Annotated in this window: 20 protein-coding genes; 10 read left to right on the top strand and 10 right to left on the bottom strand. The window is 68.5% G+C overall.

Features of this window, described 5'->3' with window-relative positions; genetic code table 11:
• Positions 1-266 precede the first annotated feature (266 nt).
• Complete coding sequence (locus PMI01_RS10025) at positions 267-842, bottom strand: hypothetical protein (RefSeq protein ID WP_007667567.1); 576 nt, start codon at positions 840-842, stop codon at positions 267-269.
• Between the two features lie 155 nt (positions 843-997).
• On the opposite strand from PMI01_RS10025, the gene coaBC reads away from it, so the two are divergent.
• A complete protein-coding gene (coaBC, locus tag PMI01_RS10020; RefSeq protein WP_007667566.1) occupies positions 998-2,194 on the top strand; it encodes a bifunctional phosphopantothenoylcysteine decarboxylase/phosphopantothenate--cysteine ligase CoaBC in 1,197 nt (398 codons plus the stop codon).
• A complete protein-coding gene (gene dut / locus PMI01_RS10015; protein ID WP_007667565.1) occupies positions 2,191-2,649 on the top strand; it encodes a dUTP diphosphatase in 459 nt (152 codons plus the stop codon). Before coaBC ends, dut begins: the two co-directional genes overlap by 4 nt.
• 28 nt (positions 2,650-2,677) lie before the next feature.
• Here dut and PMI01_RS27820 read toward each other — a convergent pair whose 3' ends face one another.
• Entirely contained in the window at positions 2,678-2,794 is a 117-nt protein-coding gene (locus PMI01_RS27820) for a hypothetical protein (RefSeq protein ID WP_007667563.1), read from the bottom strand.
• A 345-nt stretch (positions 2,795-3,139) separates the two neighbouring features.
• On the opposite strand from PMI01_RS27820, the gene PMI01_RS10010 reads away from it, so the two are divergent.
• From PMI01_RS10010 to PMI01_RS09990, 5 genes are all read left to right on the top strand, one after another.
• Entirely contained in the window at positions 3,140-4,960 is a 1,821-nt protein-coding gene (locus PMI01_RS10010) for a methyl-accepting chemotaxis protein (RefSeq protein ID WP_238537033.1), read from the top strand.
• A gap of 141 nt (positions 4,961-5,101) precedes the next feature.
• Positions 5,102-6,205, top strand: a complete 1,104-nt coding sequence (locus PMI01_RS10005; RefSeq protein WP_007667558.1) for an HlyD family secretion protein — start codon at positions 5,102-5,104, stop codon at positions 6,203-6,205.
• Between the two features lie 23 nt (positions 6,206-6,228).
• Positions 6,229-7,830, top strand: a complete 1,602-nt coding sequence (locus tag PMI01_RS10000; RefSeq protein WP_007667555.1) for a DHA2 family efflux MFS transporter permease subunit — start codon at positions 6,229-6,231, stop codon at positions 7,828-7,830.
• Positions 7,830-8,438 (top strand): TetR/AcrR family transcriptional regulator, encoded by a 609-nt coding sequence (locus tag PMI01_RS09995; RefSeq protein ID WP_007667552.1) that lies wholly within the window; start codon positions 7,830-7,832, stop codon positions 8,436-8,438. Before PMI01_RS10000 ends, PMI01_RS09995 begins: the two co-directional genes overlap by 1 nt.
• A gap of 232 nt (positions 8,439-8,670) precedes the next feature.
• Positions 8,671-9,879: an HBL/NHE enterotoxin family protein gene (locus PMI01_RS09990; protein ID WP_007667541.1), complete on the top strand. Its 1,209-nt coding sequence runs from the start codon at positions 8,671-8,673 to the stop codon at positions 9,877-9,879.
• 230 nt (positions 9,880-10,109) lie between these two features.
• Here PMI01_RS09990 and PMI01_RS09985 read toward each other — a convergent pair whose 3' ends face one another.
• The 7 genes from PMI01_RS09985 to PMI01_RS09955 form a co-directional block, all read right to left on the bottom strand.
• Positions 10,110-10,925 (bottom strand): enoyl-ACP reductase FabI, encoded by an 816-nt coding sequence (locus PMI01_RS09985; RefSeq protein WP_007667538.1) that lies wholly within the window; start codon positions 10,923-10,925, stop codon positions 10,110-10,112.
• 85 nt (positions 10,926-11,010) lie between these two features.
• Positions 11,011-11,913, bottom strand: a complete 903-nt coding sequence (locus tag PMI01_RS09980; RefSeq protein ID WP_007667535.1) for a phytanoyl-CoA dioxygenase family protein — start codon at positions 11,911-11,913, stop codon at positions 11,011-11,013.
• Positions 11,914-12,011: 98 nt separating this feature from the next.
• Complete coding sequence (locus tag PMI01_RS09975; RefSeq protein WP_007667532.1) at positions 12,012-12,944, bottom strand: phytanoyl-CoA dioxygenase family protein; 933 nt, start codon at positions 12,942-12,944, stop codon at positions 12,012-12,014.
• Positions 12,941-13,942: a hypothetical protein gene (locus PMI01_RS09970; protein ID WP_007667530.1), complete on the bottom strand. Its 1,002-nt coding sequence runs from the start codon at positions 13,940-13,942 to the stop codon at positions 12,941-12,943. The genes PMI01_RS09975 and PMI01_RS09970 overlap by 4 nt, the downstream gene beginning before the upstream one ends.
• 3 nt (positions 13,943-13,945) lie before the next feature.
• Positions 13,946-15,163 (bottom strand): beta-ketoacyl-ACP synthase I, encoded by a 1,218-nt coding sequence (fabB, locus tag PMI01_RS09965; RefSeq protein ID WP_007667528.1) that lies wholly within the window; start codon positions 15,161-15,163, stop codon positions 13,946-13,948.
• Between the two features lie 66 nt (positions 15,164-15,229).
• Complete coding sequence (gene fabA / locus PMI01_RS09960) at positions 15,230-15,745, bottom strand: 3-hydroxyacyl-[acyl-carrier-protein] dehydratase FabA (protein ID WP_007667527.1); 516 nt, start codon at positions 15,743-15,745, stop codon at positions 15,230-15,232.
• A 94-nt stretch (positions 15,746-15,839) separates the two neighbouring features.
• Positions 15,840-16,379, bottom strand: coding sequence for an SH3 domain-containing protein (locus PMI01_RS09955; protein ID WP_051989945.1), 540 nt, complete (start codon positions 16,377-16,379; stop codon positions 15,840-15,842).
• A gap of 88 nt (positions 16,380-16,467) precedes the next feature.
• Here PMI01_RS09955 and PMI01_RS09950 point away from each other — a divergent pair, with 88 nt between their 5' ends.
• Together PMI01_RS09950 and PMI01_RS09945 are read left to right on the top strand one after the other, a co-directional pair.
• Positions 16,468-17,454 (top strand): 2-hydroxyacid dehydrogenase, encoded by a 987-nt coding sequence (locus tag PMI01_RS09950; RefSeq protein WP_007667523.1) that lies wholly within the window; start codon positions 16,468-16,470, stop codon positions 17,452-17,454.
• 154 nt (positions 17,455-17,608) lie between these two features.
• Positions 17,609-19,519 (top strand): alpha/beta hydrolase family protein, encoded by a 1,911-nt coding sequence (locus tag PMI01_RS09945; protein WP_157223727.1) that lies wholly within the window; start codon positions 17,609-17,611, stop codon positions 19,517-19,519.
• Here PMI01_RS09945 and PMI01_RS09940 read toward each other — a convergent pair.
• The gene (locus PMI01_RS09940; protein ID WP_007667520.1) at positions 19,516-20,256 is read right to left on the bottom strand and encodes a HesA/MoeB/ThiF family protein; all 741 of its coding nucleotides are present in this window, start codon (positions 20,254-20,256) and stop codon (positions 19,516-19,518) included. The genes PMI01_RS09945 and PMI01_RS09940 overlap by 4 nt on opposite strands.
• Before the next feature lie 41 nt (positions 20,257-20,297).
• Between PMI01_RS09940 and hslV the strand changes: the two genes are divergently transcribed.
• Positions 20,298-20,861 (top strand): ATP-dependent protease subunit HslV, encoded by a 564-nt coding sequence (gene hslV / locus PMI01_RS09935; RefSeq protein ID WP_007667518.1) that lies wholly within the window; start codon positions 20,298-20,300, stop codon positions 20,859-20,861.
• The last annotated feature ends 5 nt before the right edge of the window (positions 20,862-20,866 follow it).

Below are 20,866 nucleotides of genomic sequence, written 5' to 3'. Positions count from 1 at the left end.
GGCGGGGGCCTGGCTGGTTTAGAACCGCCACGATCGCCGGGACCTGCAGGCCACGCCGTTCCGGGCCCCCGGCTCGGGATTTCGGGATTGAGCCGCAAACGGCGTGATCCCTCACCCTCCCAACGCTTCGCGTCGGGCCCCTTCCTCTCCCGCTGGGAGAGGGTGCAAACCGCGCCCAGGGGCGGTGCGCACCGCCCCTGGGTCCCGGCCCGACGCTCGGCGTCGTCCGGGATGACAGGCCCCCCTGCCCTGCCAAGGTCATTGCCCTAGCCGTTGTCGCTCGCGCCGCGATCGCGCGACGCCGTGGTCCGCCGGCTCTCGCGGGTCTTCTGCTGCGACCAGTAGGTCGCGCCGTCGTCGGGCTTGAACATGGTGCGTGGGGCCCCGGCCTTGGTGACCACCGCGAAGACATTGCCCTTGGGGTCGTAGATCAGGGTGTCGCCGTTGGGTCGCGTCAGCGTCTCGGCCTCGGACGGCGGGTGGGCGACGAAGGCGTGGGCCTTGCGCACATAGTCGTCGACATCGGCGGCGGCGAACTCGGACCCGTAGCGCTCGAAGCCGCGCTGGGCGTTCTCCTCGGCGGTGCGGGTGCGGTTGGCCGCCCACATCGGCTTGCCCGCGACCTTGGGCACGGGCGCGTCGCGCGGATCGCTCCGCGTCGTCCGGCTCTCGAAGGATGGCGCGTCACGGTCGGACGCCGGCTCGACCGAAGCCACGTCGCCCGCCTTGGGCGCCTTCACCGCCGAGGCGCCGCCGTCGCAGGCCGCGACCGCCAGGGCCACGCCCGCGATGGCCAAGGGGGTGGCCAGGACAGAAAACCAGGACGCCAACCGTACCGTCATGATCGATCTCCATCTTATTGCTCTACCTGTGCGATTAGTGAACGAAGGCGGAACGCCTGTCGAGTCCCCGTTAAGGATTTTGCCGAAGGGGGCTTACGCTTTGCGCCGCGTCGCTCTATGCGCCTGGGGGCAAGGCGCGAACCGGAGACCACCACGTGAGCGACAAGCGGGTTCTTCTGATCGTCGGCGGCGGCGTGGCCGCATACAAGGCGCTGGAGCTGGTGCGGCTGCTGCGCAAGGCCGGCGTCGGCGTGCGGCCGATCCTGACCAAGGCGGGCGCCGAGTTCGTCACCGCCCTGTCGCTGTCGTCCCTGGCCGAGGACAAGGTCTATGGCGACCTGTTCTCGCTGACCGACGAGGCCGAGATGGGCCACATCCAGCTGTCGCGCTCGGCCGACCTGGTGGTGGTGGCGCCGGCGACCGCCGACCTGATCGCCAAGGCGGCGCACGGCCTGGCCGGCGACCTGGCCTCGACCGCCCTGCTGGCCACCGACAAGCCGGTGCTGATGGCCCCGGCCATGAACGTGCGGATGTGGCTGCACCCGGCGACCCAGCGCAATATCGCCACCCTCAAGGCCGACGGCGTGAGCTTCGTCGGACCCGACGACGGGGCCATGGCCTGCGGCGAGTTCGGCCCCGGCCGCCTGGCCGAGCCGCCGGTGATCTTCGACGCCATCATGGAAGCGCTCGCGGGGCCCGCCGCTCGGCCTTTGCTCGGCAAGCACGCCCTGGTCACCGCCGGCCCGACCTTCGAGCCGATCGACCCGGTGCGCGGCATCACCAACCGCTCCAGCGGCCGGCAGGGCTACGCCATCGCCGGCGCCCTGGCCAAACTGGGCGCGCGGGTCACCCTGGTCAGCGGCCCGGTCGCCCTGCCCACCCCGTTCGGCGTCGACCGCATCGACGTCGAGACCGCCCGCGACATGCTGGCCGCCAGCCAGGCCGCCCTGCCCGCCGACGTCGGGGTGTTCGTCGCCGCCGTCGCCGACTGGCGGATCGACGAGGTGTTCGGGACCAAGCTGAAGAAGGACAAGAACGGCCCACCGGCCCTGGTCTTCGTCGAGAACCCGGACATCCTGGCCACGCTGTCGGCCTCCGGGCCGCGGCGCCCGAAACTGGTCATCGGCTTCGCGGCCGAGACCAACGACGTCGAGGCCCACGCCCGCGCCAAGCTGGCGCGCAAGGGCTGCGACTGGATCATCGCCAACGACGTCACCGAGCCCGGCGTGATGGGCGGCGACGAGAACGCCGTCCTGCTGATCTCCAAGGACAAGACCGAACGCTGGGACCGGGCGGCCAAGGACGCCGTGGCCCACGACCTCGCCCAACGCATAGCCGAGAGCCTTTCATGACCACCCCGCGCATCCCCGTCGTCCAACTGGCCCACGCCCACGGCCTGCCCCTGCCCGCCTACGAGACCGTCGGCGCGGCCGGCATGGACCTGCGGGCGGCGGTCGAGGAGGATGCGCCGATCGTGCTGAAGCCCGGCGCGCGGACCATGGCTCCCACGGGCCTGGCGTTCGCCGTGCCGCCCGGCTTCGAGGCCCAGGTGCGGCCGCGCTCGGGCCTGGCCGCCAAGGCCGGCGTCACCTGCCTCAACACCCCCGGCACCATCGACAGCGACTATCGCGGCGAAGTGAAGGTAATCCTGATCAACCTGGGGGAAGAGGACTTCACCATCCGCCGCGGCGACCGCATCGCCCAGCTGGTGATCGCGCCGGTGACCCAGGCGTCGTGGGGCCTGGTGGCCAGCCTGGACGAAACGACGCGCGGGGCCGGCGGCTTCGGTTCGACCGGCGCCAAATAGGCCTATGACGGAAGGGGTCGCGGCGGCGTCAGCCGCCGTGGCCGCCCGAGGCCATTACCAGATAGCCGCCGAACCCGGCGGCGAAGGCGGCGGCGGCCAGCCACAACACGGGGCGCAGCATCGAGAGCGGGTCGTCGGCGTTCATCGGCGCGTCCTTTGGCGCGGGTGAGCCACCCGCTACTGGAAATACGCGTTCCCCCGCCGCGCGGTTGCACGGACGCGACGGGAAATGTGCCGCGATTCGCCGTTCACGCGAAATTCTCCAAAACCAACCCTGCGGCGCATACACGCCTGTAAATAACGTCGTACACAGATGTATTACGGCCCAAATGCTGTTTCGAGATCTTCGTGTGACAATTCGCCACACGCCCCAAATCCTGTCGGGAACATGGAGATTTCTCGAAACGATTCAGGAATTGTTTGGAGCGCCTAGACTCCAAAACTCAGAATAACGAGTTTGTTAAGAACGTTGCAGCGAGAAGATCGTCAAATGACACTCTTCCGGACTGGCGACATGCTGAACAATCTCAAGGTAGCGCGTAAACTCCTGGTTGCTTTCGCGATCCTGGTGGTGGCGGTGGCCGCCGCCGGCGCCCTGGTGTGGAACAGCCTGTCGACGATCCGCCAGGTCACCGCCCTCAACGAGCACAGCTACGCCTATATCGGCACGGTCGACGAGACGCTGATGGCCCTGGTCGAGCAGCAGAACGCCGCGCGCGGCTACGTCGCCAGCCTCGATCCGTCGTTCGTCGAAAAGTACGAGAAGCAGCAGGCCGCCTACGACGCCCACTTCAAGACCCTGGCCGAAGGCGTCGAGAACGACGACGAGAAAGCGCGCACCACCGCCCTGGCCGGCGCCGTGGACATCTTTCGCGCCGAGACCCGCAAGCAGATCGCCGACGTCAATGACCCGGCCCTGCGCGACGCGACCCGCGCCGACGTCGCCAAGGCCGGCCGCCTGACCGCCATTCGCGAAGTGCTCAAGAGCGTCAACGACAACGAACACGCCCAGCTGGTCGAGCGTTCGGCCAGCCAGGCCAAGGCCTTCACCGCCGCCGGCGCGACCCTGGCGATCGGCGGCGCCCTGGCCGTCGGCATCGCGGTGCTGATGGGCTGGCTGCTGTCGGGCGCGATCGCCGCGCCGATCGCGGCCATGACCGCCGCCATGCGCCGGCTGGCCGACGGCGACAACACCGTCGCCGTGCCGGCCGTGGGCCGCCGGGACGAGATCGGGGCCATGGCCGCCGCCGTCCTGACCTTCAAGGACGCCGCGATCGAGAAGCTGCGGGTCGAGGCCGAGGCCGCCGACCAGCGGCGCCAAGCCGAGGACGAGCGCCAGACCAACGAAAGCGGCCGCGCCACCTCGGCGCGCGAACAGTCGGGCGTCGTCCAGAACCTGGGCGAGGCGCTGGAGCACCTGGCGCGGGGCGACCTGACCTATCGTCTGAACCAGACCTTCCCCGCCAGCTATCGCAAGCTGCAGGACGACTTCAACGCCGCCATGGGCCAGCTTCACGAGACCATGACGGTGATCACCGGCGCGGTCCAGGGCATCCGCTCGGGCTCGGGCGAGATCAGCCACGCGGCCGACGACCTGTCGCGTCGCACCGAACAGCAGGCCGCCGGGCTGGAAGAGACCGCCGCGGCCCTGGACGAGATCGTCGCCACCGTCCGCCGCACCGCCGAGGGGGCCGGCGAGGCCGACCGCACGGTGCAGACGGCCCGCCGCGACGCCGAGACCGGCGGCCAGGTGGTCGAACGCGCCATCCAGGCGATGACCCAGATCGAGACCTCGTCGCAGCAGGTGGCCCAGATCATCGGCGTGATCGACGAGATCGCCTTCCAGACCAACCTGCTGGCCCTCAACGCCGGCGTCGAAGCCGCTCGAGCCGGTGACGCCGGTCGCGGCTTCGCCGTCGTCGCCCAAGAGGTGCGGGCCCTGGCCCAGCGCTCGGCCGACGCCGCCAAGGAAATCAAGACCCTGATCTCGACCTCGTCGCAACAGGTCGGGACCGGCGTGGCGCTGGTCGGCGAGACCGGCGAGGCCCTGCGACGGATCACCGCCGGCGTCGTGGCGATCAACCGCACCGTCGCCGAGATCGCCGCCTCGGCCCAGGAACAGGCGACCGGCCTGCAGCAGATCAACACCGCCGTGAACCAGATGGACCAGGCCACCCAGCAGAACGCGGCGATGGTCGAGCAGTCGACCGCCGCCAGCCATTCGCTGTCCAACGAGGCCTCGGAGCTTCAACGCCTGGTCGGCCGCTTCCGCATCGATGGCGTTCCCGGTCAGGCCGCGCGGGCCGCCTGAGGCTCGCCGCGACGCCAAGCATGATCATCGTTCACCCAATCGCTTGATTTTTGGACGGGTGCGTCCATTTATCCCTTGCCGAGGCCGATGGACCGATATATCGCCGCCTCGATCCATCGGGTTGTTTGGGGATTTCGCACCATGGCCGCCGCGTCGAACAAGAAGCTCATTCCCATGGTCGTCGGCGGAATCGCCGTCGTGGCCCTGCTGGTCGGCGGCGGACTGTGGTTCGTCGACAAGCAACGCTACGAGACCACCGACAACGCCTTCGTCCAGGCCGACACCGTCCAGGTCAGCCCGCAGGTGTCGGGCTATGTCGCCGAGGTGCTGGTGGCCGACAACCAGCGGGTCGAGGCCGGCCAGGTCGTGGCCCGCATCGACGAAGCCACCCTGAAGGCCAAGCTCGACCAGGCGATCGCCAACGCCGAGGCCCTGGAGGCCGCCGTGCGCGGCGTCGACGACAAGGCCGTGCTGGAACAGGCGATGATCGCCCAGCGCGCCGCGGGCGTCGCCAGCGCCGAGGCCGACGCCGGCCGCGCCAAGGCCGACCTCGACAGATATAACACCCTGGCCGGGCAAGGCTGGGTGTCCACCCAGAAGGTTCAGACAACCCAGGCCGGGGCCACCCAGGCCCGCGCCGCCGTCCAGAGCGCCCAGGCCGCCCTGGAGGCCGAGCGCCGCGCCGCCCAATCGCTGGGCTCGGCCCGCGCCCAGACTGTGGCCCAGGCCGTGGCGGCCCGCGCCGCCGTCGATCAGGCCCGTATCGACCTGGACCGCACGGTGATCCGCGCCCCGGTGGCCGGCGTCGTCGGCGCCCGTTCGGTGCGCCCCGGCCAGCTGGTCCAGCCGGGCGTGGCCCTGATGTCGATCGTGCCGGTCGGCGAGGGCTATATCGTCGCCAACTTCAAGGAAACCCAGGTCGGCCGCCTGCGGGTCGGCCAGCCGGTCGAGATCCACGCCGACGCCTTCGGCAAGTCGGTGATCCGCGGCAAGCTGGACAGCTTCGCCCCGGCCACCGGCCAGGAGTTCGCCCTGATCCCGGTCGAGAACGCGGTGGGCAACTTCACCAAGATCACCCAGCGCCTGCCGGTGAAGATCATCGTCGACCGCTCGACGATCGGCGCGGCCCTGCGCCCCGGCCTGTCGGTGGACGTCAAGGTCGACGTCCGCGACCGCTCGGGCCAGTCCTTCGCCGAGGCCGGCCAGCCGGCCGCGCACCTGGCCCAGCAAGGCGTCTCGCGCTAGGCGCCCGGTCGAGGATCGAAGCCATGACCGACGCCGCCCTCCCCGCGCCGTCTTCCGCGCCGCCGGCCGCCACGTCGGCGCCCGAGGTCGACTGGGGCAAGCTGTTCCTGGGCTTCGGGGCCATGGTCATCGGCCAGTTCATGGCCATCCTCGACATCCAGATCGTCGCGGCCTCGCTGCCGCAGATCCAGGCCGGGGTGGGCGCCAGCGCCGACCAGGTCAGCTGGATCCAGACCGCCTACCTGATCCCCGAGGTCGTGATGATCCCGCTGTCGGGGTACCTGTCACGGCTCTGGGGGACGCAACGCGTCTACCTGATGTCGTGCCTGGGCTTCATCGTCATGAGCGTGCTGACGGGCCTCAGCTCGTCGATCGACATGATGATCATCACCCGGGCCCTGCAGGGCTTCATCGGCGGGGCGATGATCCCGACGGTGTTCGCGGTGGCCTTCACCGCCTTCCCGCCCGAACGGCGGGTGACGGCCAGCGTGATCATGGGTCTGATCGTCACCCTGGCCCCCACGGTCGGCCCGACCCTGGGCGGCCACCTGACCGAGTGGCTCAGCTGGCGCTGGCTGTTCTTCATCAACGTGCCGACCGGCCTGGTCGTGCTGTTCGGCGTCGCCCGCTGGGGCCAGTTCGACAAGGGCGATCCCAGCCTGGCCAAGGGCTTCGACTGGTTCGGCCTGGCGGTGATGGCCACCTTCCTGATGAGCATGCAGTTCGTGCTCGAGGAGGGCTCGAAGGACGGCTGGTTCGAGGATAGCGGCATCCTGGCCCTGACCGTGGTCGCGGTGGTCGCCGGCGTGACCTTCGTCTGGCGGTCGCTGACCTATCGCAACCCGATCGTCGAGCTGAAGGCCTTCGCCAACCGCAACTTCACGATCGGCGTGGCCATGACGGCGGTGTCGGGGGCCAGCCTGTTCGGCGGCACCTTCCTGCTGCCGCAGTTCCTGGGCCGGGTGCGGCACTATTCGGCCTCGGAAGTGGGCACCACCATGGTGGTCTCGGGCCTGTCGATGTTCGCCACCGGCCCGATCGCCGGCCGCCTGGTGCGCCAGATGGACCCGCGCATCCCGATGTTCATCGGCTTCATGCTGGCCGGCTGGGGCATGTACATGGCCCACGGCGTGACCAAGGACTGGGGGTTCTGGGAATTCGCCGGCGTCCAGGCCTGTCGCGGCGTGGGGGTGATGATCGCCATGATCGCCACCCAGCAGATCACCATGAGCACCCTGCCCCAGAACATGGTCAAGAACGCCTCGGGCCTGGTGAACCTGTCGCGCAACACCGGCGGGGCCGTCGGCCTGGCCCTGCTGGCCACCAGCATCACCAACCAGACGGCGCTCTACTACATGGGCCTGACCTCGGAGGTCGGCCAGGGCGACGCCCGGGTCCAGGGCATGATGCAGGGCCTGGCCGCCCGCATGGCCCAGCTGGGCCTGGCCGATCCGGACGGCGCGGCCCGCAAGGCGATCAGCGGCATGATGCAGCAGCAGGCCACCGTCCTGGCGTTCGGCGACAGCTTCACCCTGCTGGCCTATGGCTGTTTCATCGCCGCGGTGGTGTCCTTGCTGGCCAGGCCAGCCAAGAACGCGCCGCCCCCGCCGTCGGACGCGCACTGATGCCCAGGGTTGCCGGACAGATCGACGTCGCCAAGACCGAAGCCATCCTCGACGCCGCCGTCGAGGTGATCGGCCAGCGCGGCCTCGGCGCCCCGATGGAGGCCATCGCCAAGCGGGCCGGGGTCTCCAAGCAGACGGTCTACAACCACTATGGCTCGAAGGCCGAGCTGGTGCGGGCGCTGATGGCCCGGCGGGTGGCGGTGATCACCGCCCCGCTGCGCGATCCCGGCGCGATCGACAATCCGTGCGAAGCGCTGGAGGCCTATGCCCGTTCGATGCTGGAGACCGTGGTCACCACCAAGGGCTATTCGGTGATGCGCGTGATCATCCAGGGCGCGGGCGAGATGCCGGACGTGGCCCAGGAAGTGTTCGAGGCCGGACCGCGTCATGCGCGCCGCCAGCTGGCCGCGTTCCTGGAGATGGAAACCCAGATCGGCCGCCTGAAGGTCGACAACTTCGATCAGGCGGCCGAGTTCTTCTCAGGCATGGTCATGGGCCACAGCCAACTGCGGGCCCTGCTCCGCCTGCCGTCCGACAAGACGCCGGCGGAGTTCGACAGCCTCGCGCGCGAGGCCGCCGAACGGTTCATGCGGGCCTACGCGCCGTAGACGGCGTTTCCCCGAACGGCGAACCGATCCGGAGCCGACGAGCGCCCGGAGGCCGGACCGCCGCGTCCGGAATTCGGGCCTCGAGATTCCATTAAAAGTTGCCGATTGACTCCAAATCCACCCGGGAGATTAATATACCTGGGGTGGAGCTTGACCATAAAGCTCAATTTTTAGCGTAGTCAGAGCGTCGATCTCCAGGCCCCGCCACACCCCTTCAGGGAAGGATCGTCAAATGGCTGTTGTATCGGAACTGGATCGCCCGTCAGCGACGAAGAAATTGAACCTGGCGCAGGCCATCAAGGTCGGCCTGCCGCGCTTCGTCGCCGCGAACACGACCTATCAGACCAATGTCTGCGTCGTGAACACCTACGTGAACAACGTCATGAACTCCACGCTGCCGACGGTGCCGGTGCAGCCGACGGACTGGTCGAGCTACGTCACCGCCTGGGAACAGGCGAACACGATCGCCCTGCAGTGGGTCAACACCTGCATGGCCCGGCTCCTGGAAGTGCCGCAGGACGTCCAGAACTACAATCCCGCCATCACCGCGCTCCTACAGGACGCGGTCACCCAGACCAACGCGCTGATCGCCAATCCGAACAACGTCGCGGCCAAGGTCGCCCTGCAGAACGACCTGACCGTGTTGCCCCAGCAGCTGCAACTGGTCGAGAACTTCGTGTCGGGCGCGATCAACGCCTTGCAGGGCTTCCAGGACCAGCTGCCGACCATGGCCGCGGACCTGACCCAGATCTCGAACCTGGCGATCGCCGACAACAACGCCGACCAGGCGCAAATCCAGGACCTGCAGAAGAAGATCCAGCAACTGCAGGCGGACGTCGACTCCCTGACCGCCGCCATCATCGGCCTTTCGATCGCCGACGGCGCGGCCCTGACCCTGGGGATCGTTGCGTCGATCGCCGCGTTCCCGGTGGGCCTGGTCACCTGGTTCGCGCTCGGCCCGGCAATCGCCGTGGCCACGACCTACATCGCGCTCGACGCCATCCAGCTGGAAGCTGACAAGAAGCTGATCGACCAGGACCAGCAGAACATGAGCCAACTGACGGCGTCCTGCTCGGTGCTGGCCACCCTGTCGACGACCTACAGCAACCTCGCCAGCCAGTCGCAGACCATCCAGACGGCGCTGCAGGCGGTGCTGGCCGAATGGCAGACCCTGTCCAGCGATATCGCCGTGGCGATCACCGACATCCAGACCGCGCTGGCCGACGACAACGCCACCAACTACCAGGCGGTGCTCGTTGATCTCCAGGGCGCCCAGACCGAATGGACCGCCGCCTACAGCCAGGCCGGCTCCCTGGTCCTGAACCTGCAGGTCAATACGGCCTCGCTGCAGATCGGCATGTCGCAGAGCCAGATCCAGTCCGCGATGGCCGGCGGAAAGACCCTCGACCTGATCACCTACTTCAACCAGGTCGCCGCCTAGAGCATTTTCGAGCGAAGCGGATACCGGTTCGCGTGAAGAAAATGCGCCAAACAAAAACCTAGGGCGCTTCCCGGCCTGACGCCGTCAGGCCGGGAAGCGCCCTAGATCGACCCCTGGCGATCAGGTCAGAAGAGGATTTTCGCGAGTAAGGCGAAGTCCTTCGTCCGACCTGGTCGCTCTTGTCGCCGTGGTCATCCCCCACCTGTCGAGGAATGACGGCGTCTGGCGGCTTAGGCCTCGACCTCGTCGGGCATGCCCATCATGTGGAAGCCCGCATCGACGTGGACGACCTCGCCGGTCGTCGAGCGGCCCAGGTCCGAGACCAGCCACAGCGCCGCGCCGGCGACGCCTTCCATCGAGGTGTCTTCCTTCATGGCGCTGAACGCCCGGCCCTGGGCGATCATCCCGCGGCCGCCGGCGATGCCGGCCAGGGCCAGGGTGCGCATGGCGCCGGCCGAAATGGCGTTGCAGCGGATGCCCTTGGGACCCAGGTCGCGGGCGATGTAGCGGGTCGCCGCCTCCAGGGCGGCCTTGGCCACGCCCATGGTGTTGTAGTTCGGGATGGTCCGCTCCGACCCCAGATAGGTCATGGTGATCAGCGAGCCGCCGTTCGGCATGATCCTGGCCGCCCGCTTGGCCACGTCCACGAAGCTGAAGGCCGAGATGTTCATGGCCAGCAGGAAGCCGTCGCGGGTGGTGTTGTCGACGAACGAGCCCTTCAGCTCGTCCTTGTTGGCGAAGGCCACCGAGTGGACGACGAAGTCGAGCGCGCCGAACTTCTCCTCGATGGCGGCGAAGGCCGCGTCCATCGAGGCGTCGTCGGTGACGTCGGCCGGGATCAGGGTGGTGACGCCGATGCTCTCGGCCAGCGGCCGCACGCGGCGCTCCAGCGCTTCGCCCTGGTAGGTGAAGATCATTTCGGCGCCCTGGGCGGCCAGCTGCGAGGCGATGCCCCAGGCGATGGAATTGTGGTTGGCCACACCCATCACGAGGCCCTTCTTGCCCCGCATCAGCTCGCCCTTGGGGAATGCGTATTCGTCGGCCATCGGTTGGCTCTCCTGGAATCCTTGCCCGCTAGCTAGCAGGACGTACCAGGCTTCGAAACCCCGTCCGCGAGGCCGGGCGTCGACCTCAGGCGACGTGAACCGCGCGCCTGACCGCTTCCTTGATCGCGCTGATCACGATCTTCGGTCGCAATTTCACCCGCTTGCCCTGGTGGCGCGGCCAGACCCACCCGCCCGTGCGCACGTTCGCGGGAAGCCGCAGATGGTACCGCCCCTTCTCGGGGTCGGAATACATCGGCGTGTAGTACAGGCAGTTCTCGAAATAGTAGTGGGTCACCAGCGAACGCCGGGTCGCGCCGTCGCGGGCGATCGCCACACCGCCGTGGGCCAGATTGGCCGCCCAGACCAGCGCCTGGCCCTTCTTCAGCAAGGCGACGCGCGGCTGGCTTTCGAGCTGACGCGCGAAGGCCGGCACATAGAAGGCCTCGTAGTCGCCCGGCGTCGGCGCGCGGCCGACCACGCCCGCGTCCGCCATGCCGAACACCGGCCGCTTGTGGCTGCCCGGATGATAGAACAGCGGGCCCGCGTCGATCTCGACGTCCTCCAGCGCGAACCAGACCCCGCACATGAAGCGCGGCGGCTCGCTGTGAAAATGGACGGCGTCGGCGTGGGCGTGCTGCTCGCTGCCGTGCAGAAAATTCAAGGTCTGGAACGCAAACGGCTGACGTCCGTAGGCCAGGGCCAGCATCGACTCCACGAGCGGCAGGGTCGACAGGGCCCGCACGGACGCCGATCGTCGCCAGGTGTCCTGCGCCCGGCGGGCTCCCGCGCCGAAATAGCGCTCGGTTTCGGCGATCGCCCGGTCGCAGAGAGCATGCCCCTCCGGACCAAGATCGATCACGGCCACGCCGTCCCGGTGAAGATCCAGGACAAATCGCCGTTGTTCCTCGCTGGCTTCGACGGCGCCGAGGTACGCGTCGACCTCATCGGTTTCCACCCACGGCGTGGGAGGTTGCTCGTGAAAACTCATGGTCGAACGCGCTCACCGGTCACAATGGCCCAGCTTGATGTCTTAGCTTGCCGGCTCGCGACCAATCAACCTCAGGATGGCGACGGTCGGCCCGACGCTCAGAACCGCGGCGTCCGGCGCAGGGCGGTGTAGGCGATGGTCGCCGCCAGCTGCTTGAGCGACACCGGAACCCGCCGGCCCGCGCGCCGCGGCCACACCCAGCCGCCCGTGGCGATATTGGCCGGCAGCCGCACATAGGCCCGCTCCGGCGTCGACAGCATCGGCGTATAGTAGAGGCAATCCTCGAAATAGTAGTGCACGACCAGCGACTGGCGGGTGGAGCCAGGATCAAGGATCGGCGAGCCGCCGTGGGCGAGGTTGGCCGCCCAGACCGCGATCTGGCCCTTCTTGAGCAAGGCGTGTCGCGCCTCGAACCCGCCCTGCGCCAGGCGCGCCAGCATGGCGGGACCGTAGGTGTCGTTGTAGTTGGCGGACGTGACCCTGTGCGGCGCCGCGCCCATCACGGCGCCGGCCTCCTGCATGGTCAGGACCGGCAGGCGGTGGCTGCCCGGATAGTAGCGCAGCGGCCCCGCCCCGGGCTTGACGTCCTCCAGGGCCAGCCAGACGCCGCACATGAACAGCGCCGGCTCGGCGTGGAAATGCAGGGCGTCGGCATGGGTGTCCTGCTGGCTGCCGCGCATGAAGTTCAGGCTCTGGAACGGGAACGGCGCGCGGCCATAGGCCAGGGCCAGGCATTCGAGCAGAACGGGGTGGGTGGCCAGGGCGCGGATCGCCGGCGAGCGCCGCCAGGCGTCGTGCACGCGGGTGACGCCGGGGCGGGCGAAATGGCCAGCGGTCTCGGCGGCGATCTCGTCGCACAGGGCGGGCATGTCGTCGCCCAGGTCGAGGATCGCCAGGCCGTCGCGCGCCAGGTCACGGGCGAAGGCCTTGGCCCGCTCGCTTGCCCCGCTCCGCGCCAGGCGGGCCTCCAGATCGTCGGATTCGACCCACGGGGTCTGGGGAAGGTCGCCGGAGCGTGTCTTGAGGGTCATGCCGATCTCGAATTGCCGGGCGATCCTTCAGGCAGTCGCCAAAGCCGGTCAACCACCTGAGGGCGAACCGCGTGAAAATCCAGGTGGTGATCGGTCCCGGCCTGCGGACCCAGCCAACGCGGATCGACCACCCCGTCCGGTCCCAGCAGCGCCGTGAAATCGTCGGTGACGGCGAACCCCTCGGCCCGCGCCGCCGCGGCCAGGGCGGCGTTGAACGCCGCGTGCTGCGCCGTCCGGGCGGCGAGGTCCGGAATCTCCAGCTTCGCCAGTCGCCCGGCCAGGCCCTCCCGGTCGGCCGGCCCGTGCAGGTCGACGAGGTGGGCGTTGACATAGCCGGTCCGCCAGGCCGCGTCGGACAGCGCGGGCGGAAACAGCGAGCAGACGTGCGCCCGGGCGCGGTCGGCGGGAACCACCGCATCGACCAGGAAGGCCACATAGCGGCCGATGGTCTCGTCGGCGAAGGCCCGGAAGACGGCGGGATCGAAGGCCGGCCGATCCGCCTCCAGGCGCTTGAACATCTGGACGAACTCGACGTCGACCTGGCCGAACTTGAGCAGGATCGGCGCCCCGGAAAGCCCCAAGGCCTGTTGGACCGCCGCCCGCACGCGGCCGCCGGCCCCGGAGCGGGCCTCGGCCTGGCCCAGGCCGCGCGCCGAAGCGCCGCTCTCCAGCCACCAGAGCGGGGCCAGCCACCGGTCGCGGGCGTCCCGGGACCGTCGAACCAGCAGGCGGCCGTGACTGTCGCCGATCACGGCGTAGGGCTGGGCGCCGTCCGACCTCAGGTCCCGCAGCCGTTCGAGATTGCCCGATTGGGCGGCCGTGAGGGCCAGTTCGGCCCAGGCTTTCTCGAGCAAGGAGGCGGCGTCGCGGCGTCCGGCGTCGAAACCCGCGCCCAAGGCCCGGATCGTCGCCCGGGCCGCCGGATCGGAGGTTCGCGGCGACCACAGCGTCCGGCCGGCGCGCCGAACCAGGTCCAGCCCCAGCGGGGCGCCCGCCAAAGCCTAGTCCGCCTTGCTGATGATCAGCGTGCCGTTGGTGCCGCCGAACCCGAAGCTGTTGGACATCACGGTGGTCAGCGGCTTGTCCGAGCGCTCGAGCAGGATCGGCAGGTCGGCGAACTCGGGGTCGAGGGTCTCGATGTTGGCGCTCTGGGCGGCGAAGCCGTTGTCGAGCATCAGGATCGAGTAGATCGCCTCCTGCGCCCCGGCCGCGCCCAGGCTGTGGCCGGTCAGCGACTTGGTCGACGAGATCAGCGGGGCCTTGTCGCCGAACACCTCGCGGACCGCGCCCATCTCCTTGCTGTCGCCGACCGGCGTCGAGGTGCCGTGCGGGTTCAGATAGTCGATGGTCCGGCCGCCGGCTTCCGCCATGGCGATCTTCATGCAGCGCGCCGCGCCCTCGCCGGACGGGGCGACCATGTCGAAACCATCCGAATTGGCCGCGTAGCCGACCACTTCGCCATAGATCCTGGCCCCGCGCGCCTTGGCGTGCTCGTACTCCTCCAGCACCACGATCCCGGCCCCGCCGGCGATCACGAAGCCGTCGCGGTCCTTGTCATAGGCGCGGCTGGCCACGGCCGGGCGGTCGTTGAAGTTGCTGCTCATCGCGCCCATGGCGTCGAACAGGTTGGACAGCGTCCAGTCCAGCTCCTCGCAGCCGCCGGCGAACACGATGTCCTGCTTGCCCATCTGGATCTGCTCGGCGCCCGCGCCGATGCAGTGGGCGCTGGTCGCGCAGGCCGAGCTGATCGAATAGTTGATCCCGCGGATCTTGAACCAGGTCGACAGCACCGCCGACGGGCCCGAACTCATCGCCTTGGGCACCGCGAACGGGCCGATGCGCTTGGGGCCCTTTTCCCGGGTGGTGGCCGCCGCCTCGACGATCACCCGCGTGGACGGGCCGCCCGAACCGACGATCAGGCCGGTGCGCTCGTTGGAGATGTCCGACTCTTCGAGACCGGAATCCGCGATCGCCTGCTCCATGGCGATGTGGGCGTAGGCCGTGCCGGGCGCCAGGAAGCGGGCGGCGCGGCGATCGACCAGCGCTTCCCACGAGTCGAGCTTGACCGTGGCGTGGACCTGGCAGCGGAACCCCAGTTCCGCGTATTCCGGCGCGGCGACCACGCCGGACTTGGCTTCACGCAGTGAGGCGAGCACCTCATTGGCGTTGTTGCCGATGGACGAGACGATCCCCAATCCGGTGACGACGACGCGACGCATGAAAATTCCTCTTTCTCCCCATGATCCAAAAGGGGCCGGCTCTTACGCGGCCACCCTACAGTCGGATCACGACGCCATTTGTTCCGCGGTGAACAGACCGACCTTGAGATCCTTGGCTTCGTAGATCGGCAGGCCGTCGGCCTCCATCACGCCGTCGCCGATGCCCATGACCAGCTTGCGGATGATCACCCGCTTCAGATCGATCTTGTAGGTGACTTTCTTGACCACCGGCGTGACCTGGCCGGTGAACTTGACCTCGCCGACGCCCAGGGCGCGGCCGCGGCCGGGAGCCCCGGACCAGCCCAGGAAGAAGCCGACCAGCTGCCACATGGCGTCCAGGCCCAGGCAGCCCGGCATGACCGGGTCGCCGATGAAGTGACAGCCGAAAAACCAGAGGTCGGGATTGATGTCGAACTCGGCCTCGACATAGCCCTTGCCGTACTTGCCGCCGTCCGACTCGATGCGAACGATGCGGTCGAACATCAGCATCGGCGGCACGGGCAGCTGGGCGTTGCCGGGGCCGAACATCTCGCCCCGGCCGCAGGCCAGGAGCTCGTCGAAGGTGTAGGAACTTTGTTGCATGATCCCGCCCTAGCACGACGGCGGGCCGCGCCTCAATCTTACTTTCGGTAACGCCCGTGAACGCCGGACGCTCCGCGAGGGCCTCGATGAGCGCCTATTCCTTGCACTGGACCCGCGGAGAAGCCCCCCAGATCTCGCTTTCCGGGGCCCATCCGGACTCGCCGCCGGCCTTCAGGCGGCACCAGCCCTTCTCGCACTTGTCGAGGTTGGCGGTCGCGCGGCCGGCCAGGTAGGCGGTCACCCGCGCCCCGGCCTTGGGCTGGGCGCGCAGCGGCAAGGGCGAGGCCTGAACCCGCATGGCGGTGCGGCGACCGTCGGTGGTGCGCTTGTGGACCCAGGCCACGCCGCCCTCCGGGTCGCAGATCCGCCGCCACTCCCGGGTTTCGGCCACCACCTGCACCGGCAGGCCCTTGGCCTGGTAGATCCACAGCAGCCGGTGTTCCTCGTCCGGTCCGACCCGGGCGTTCACCTGGCCATACTTCAGCGAGACGTAGCGCGGCACATCCATGCCCGATGGCGTGACCCTGGGGGTCTGGGCCTGTGCTATTCCAGCCGTGACGGCCGACGCCCCAACGAGCGTCAAGGCGATCAGGGCCAGACGGCCGAGCGAACGATGTTGGCGATTCGTCGGCATGTTGCTTGGCCGCATCCGGCCCCTTTGCTACAGATTCCAAACACCCGCCTGGGAAACGCCCAATTGGGGAAGGCTTTTCGAACCGCTCATGTCAGCTCGCAAGCTCAAAGTCATCGTCACCCGCAAACTCCCGGACGCCGTGGAGACGCGGATGTGCGAGCTGTTCGACACGCAACTCAACGTCACCGACAAACCCTTGACGGCCGATGAACTGGCCGAGGCCATGGGCCAGTGCGACGTCCTGGTGCCCACCATCACCGACCGGATCGATTCCCGTCTTCTGTCGCGATCCGGCGACCGGCTCAAGCTGATCGCCAATTTCGGGGCCGGGGTCGACAATATCGACGTCGCCACCGCCAACGCCCGGGGCATCATCGTCACCAACACCCCCGGCGTGCTGACCGAGGACACCGCCGACCTGACCATGACCCTGATCATGGCCACCTCGCGCCGGGTCGTCGAAGGCGCCGAGGTGGTCAAGGCCGGCGGCTTCCACGGCTGGTCGCCGACCTGGATGCTGGGCCGCCGCCTGTGGGGCAAGCGCCTGGGCATCATCGGCATGGGCCGCATCGGCCAGGCCGTGGCCCGCCGCGCCAAGGCCTTCGGCATGCAGGTGCACTACCACAACCGCAAGCCGGTCAGCCCGCGCATCGCCGAGGAGGTCGGGGCCACCTACTGGGAGAGCCTGGACCAGATGCTGGCCCGGATGGACTTCATCTCGGTCAACTGCCCGCACACCCCGGCCACCTACCACCTGCTGTCGGCCCGCCGCCTGAAGCTGCTGCGGCCGCAGAGCATCATCGTCAACACCGCCCGCGGCGAGGTGATCGACGAGGGCGCCCTGGCCAACATGCTGGCGCGCGGCGAGATCGCCGGGGCGGGCCTGGACGTCTACGAGCACGAGCCGGCCATCAATCCCAAGCTGCTGAAGCTGCCCAATGTCGTGCTGCTGCCCCACATGGGCTCGGCCACCGTCGAGGGCCGCATCGACATGGGCGAGAAGGTCATCGTCAACGTGAAGACCTTCATGGACGGGCATCGGCCGCCGGATAGGGTGATCCCGTCGATGCTGTGACGGCGCAAGCTTGACCGGAGCGCGATAAGCCGTTCCTTTCGGCAAGGTTGCACCGGGGGCTTTCATGATTTCCAGACGTCACCTCATCGCTGGGGCGACGGTCGCGCCTTCGTTTCTGGCCTGCTCAGCCAGCGCCGCCGTCACGCCGCCCTCGTTGGACGAGATTCTCGCGCCACCCAGTCTGCTCAACGCGGCGCTCTCGCCGAACGGCCAGCAACTGGCCTGCTTGTGGGTGGAGCGGCACGGCGAACAGCTCAAGGCCTTCGTCCTGCTACAGCCCGCCGATCGCCCCCGCGATCCGCCCACGGTCGTGCTGATCGGCGACTACGACGTTCAGCGCCTGGAATGGGCCAGCGACGAGCGCCTGTTGATCTGGGTCAACGTCCACAAGGATCTCGACGGAAAGGTCACGGGCATGCGCGCCGGCGATCTGTTCTTCGAGGTCCCCCTGAACCGCGTGCTGTCCATGAACCTCGACGGTTCTCAATCGGCCGTACTGTTCGGCGGTCAGGACAGTAAGACCATGCGGCAGGAATTCGACCTCTCGACCGTCATCGACTTCCTGAGCGACGATCCGGATCACATCCTGATGCAGGCCTGGGACAGCAACAAAGGTTGCCTGGCCCTCTACAAGGTCAACACCAGCACCGGTGAAGCGGCGTTCTTCGAGCGTGGCGCGCAGGGCACCTACAGCTGGTTCACCCAGAACGGCGTGCCGATGGTCCGTTTGGACGCAAACCGACGCGGCACGGTGGTGTCGATGTTCACGCGGGCGCCGGGCGACGCGGATTGGAAGCTGTATCGAAAGCTGCGGCGCGACGAATTGGAGAAGTTCGCCGATATCGCGGTGGTCGGCGGCACATCGGAGAGCGGCGTGCTGCTGGTGTCCGTCCAACGCGACGACGACGACACGCGCGTGATCCGGCGCTTCAATCTGAAAAGCTGGGAAATGGGCGAGATCGTCGCGTCCCACGCCGGACGGGACATCGACACGGTCTTCATCGACGAGCGCTCGAACCTGGTGGCCGCCGCGTTCACCGAGGATCGCCTCGACTACACCTTCTTCGACCCGGCCCTGAAAGCGCACTACCGCAGCCTGGCGAAGTTCTTCAAGAACGATGCGAACGTGGTGCTCTACGACGCCAGCCTCGACCACCATCGCCTGATCCTGTGGGTCACCAGCCCCACGCAGCCTGGATCGTTCTGGTTCTTCGATACGGCGACCGGCGCCCTGACCCCGCTGGGCGAAACGCGACCCTGGCTCCGAGATCGGCTGGCGCCCATGAGCATCGTCAAGGTCAAGGCCCGCGATGGGCTCGACCTGCCTGCCTATCTGACCACGCCCGTCGGTGAGCTACCCGGCCCGCGTCCGCTGGTGGTCTTTCCCCACGGCGGTCCCGAAGCCCGCGACAGCTATGGCTACAACAACTTCATCCAGGCCTTCGCGGCCAAGGGCTGGATGGTCCTTCAGGTCAACTTCCGCGGCTCAGGCGGCTATGGCCGGGCGTTCGCTGACGCGGGCCGTAAACGGTGGGGCGTGGAGATGCAGAACGATGTCGAGGACGCCCTCGCCGCCGTCCTGGCCACGGGAAAGGTCGATCCCAATCGCGTCGCCATCTGCGGCGCCAGCTACGGTGGCTACGCGGCCCTGATGGGGGCGGTGAAGACGCCCGCCGCCTACAAGGCCGTGGTCGCCATCGCCGGTGTCACCCACCTGGACGACTTCGTCGCCAACGCGCGGCGCGAGGACGGCCCGGATTCGCCGGTCTACGAATATTGGGTCAAGACTATCGGCGATCCCGTCGCCGACAAGGCGCTGCTGGCCAGCAACTCGCCCGCGCTACGGGCAAGAGAAATCCAGGCGCCTGTCCTGCTGATCCACGGAAATCGGGACGGAATCGTACCGGTCGAGCAATCGCAAACGATGTCCAAGGCCCTGAAGAACGCCCGCCGCCCGGTCAAGTACGTCGAGCTTAAATGGGTTGGCCATCGGGACTGGGACCGCGTGACGACCAAGACCATTCTCACCGAGACGATCGCCCATATCGAGAAGGCGTTCGCCTAACGTCCGCCGCAGCTCGGGCACGCCGGATCCGCCCCGATCCGCACCGTGCGGGTCTCGGCGGCCAGGGCGTCGTAGATCAACAGGCGGCCGGTGAGCGGCTCGCCGGCCCCGGTGATCACCTTCACCGCCTCCAGGGCCATCATCGAGCCGATCACCCCGGCCAGGGCCCCGACCACGCCGACCAGGGCGCAGGTCTCGGCGTCGGGCGGGATTTCCGGCACCAGGCAGCGGTAGCAGGGTCGGCCGGCGAACACCCCGACCTGGCCGGTCCAGCGGCCCAGGGCCCCGCTGACCAGGGTCTTGCCCTCGGCCAGGCAGGCGTCGCTGACGGCGAAGCGGGTGGCGAAGTCGTCCGTGCCGTCCAGCACCAGGTCATACCGGGAGATGACCGCCCGGGCGTTGGCTTCACCCAGCCATACCGGATGGGTCTCGACGGTCAGGTGCGGGTTGAGGGCGGTCAGGTGTTCGGCGGCCGCCTCGACCTTGGGCCGGCCGACATCGGCCGCGTTGAACAGCACCTGGCGCTGCAGGTTCGACAGCGACACCGTGTCGGCGTCGACCAGGCCCAGGGTCCCGACCCCGGCTGCGGCCAGGTAGAGCGCGGCCGGCGCCCCCAGCCCCCCCGCCCCGACCACCAGGACCCGGGCGGCCTTCAGCTTCTGCTGGCCCGGGCCGCCGATCTCGCGCAGCACCAGATGGCGGGCGTAGCGTTCGACTTCGGCCGGTGAAAACCCCATCGCGCTTGATCTCCACGCCAAGCCTCGCCACATGCGAAGCCATGCAAAGCAGCAATTCCTTCCCCGACTGGCACGGCACGACCATTCTGGCGGTGCGCAAGAACGGACAGACCGTGATCGCCGGCGACGGACAGGTCTCCATGGGCCCAACCGTCGTCAAGGGCAACGCCCGCAAGGTCCGTCGTTTGGCCGGCGGCAAGGTGGTGGCCGGTTTCGCCGGCGCCACGGCCGACGCCTTCACCCTGATCGAGCGGCTCGAGGCCAAGCTCGAGCAGTATCCCGACCAGTTGGCCCGGGCCTGCGTCGACCTGGCCAAGGACTGGCGCACCGACCGCTACCTGCGCCGGCTGGAGGCCATGCTGCTGGTGGCCGACGCGGAGTCGATCTACACCGTGACTGGCGTGGGCGACGTCCTGGAGCCGGGCGAAAGCGCCGGCGGCGGCTCGATCGCGGCCATCGGCTCGGGCGGCAACTACGCCCTGGCCGCCGCCAAGGCCCTGATCGATCAAGACCTGACGGCCGAGGACATCGCCCGCCGCGCCATGGCCATCGCCGCCGAGATCTGCGTCTACACCAACGGCAATCTGACGGTGGAGAGCCTGTAGCGACG

The organism is Caulobacter sp. AP07 (genome assembly GCF_000281955.1).
Lineage (GTDB): Bacteria > Pseudomonadota > Alphaproteobacteria > Caulobacterales > Caulobacteraceae > Caulobacter.
The sequence above is the reverse complement of the archived record's forward strand: the minus strand, read 5'-3'. Positions and strand labels throughout refer to the sequence as shown.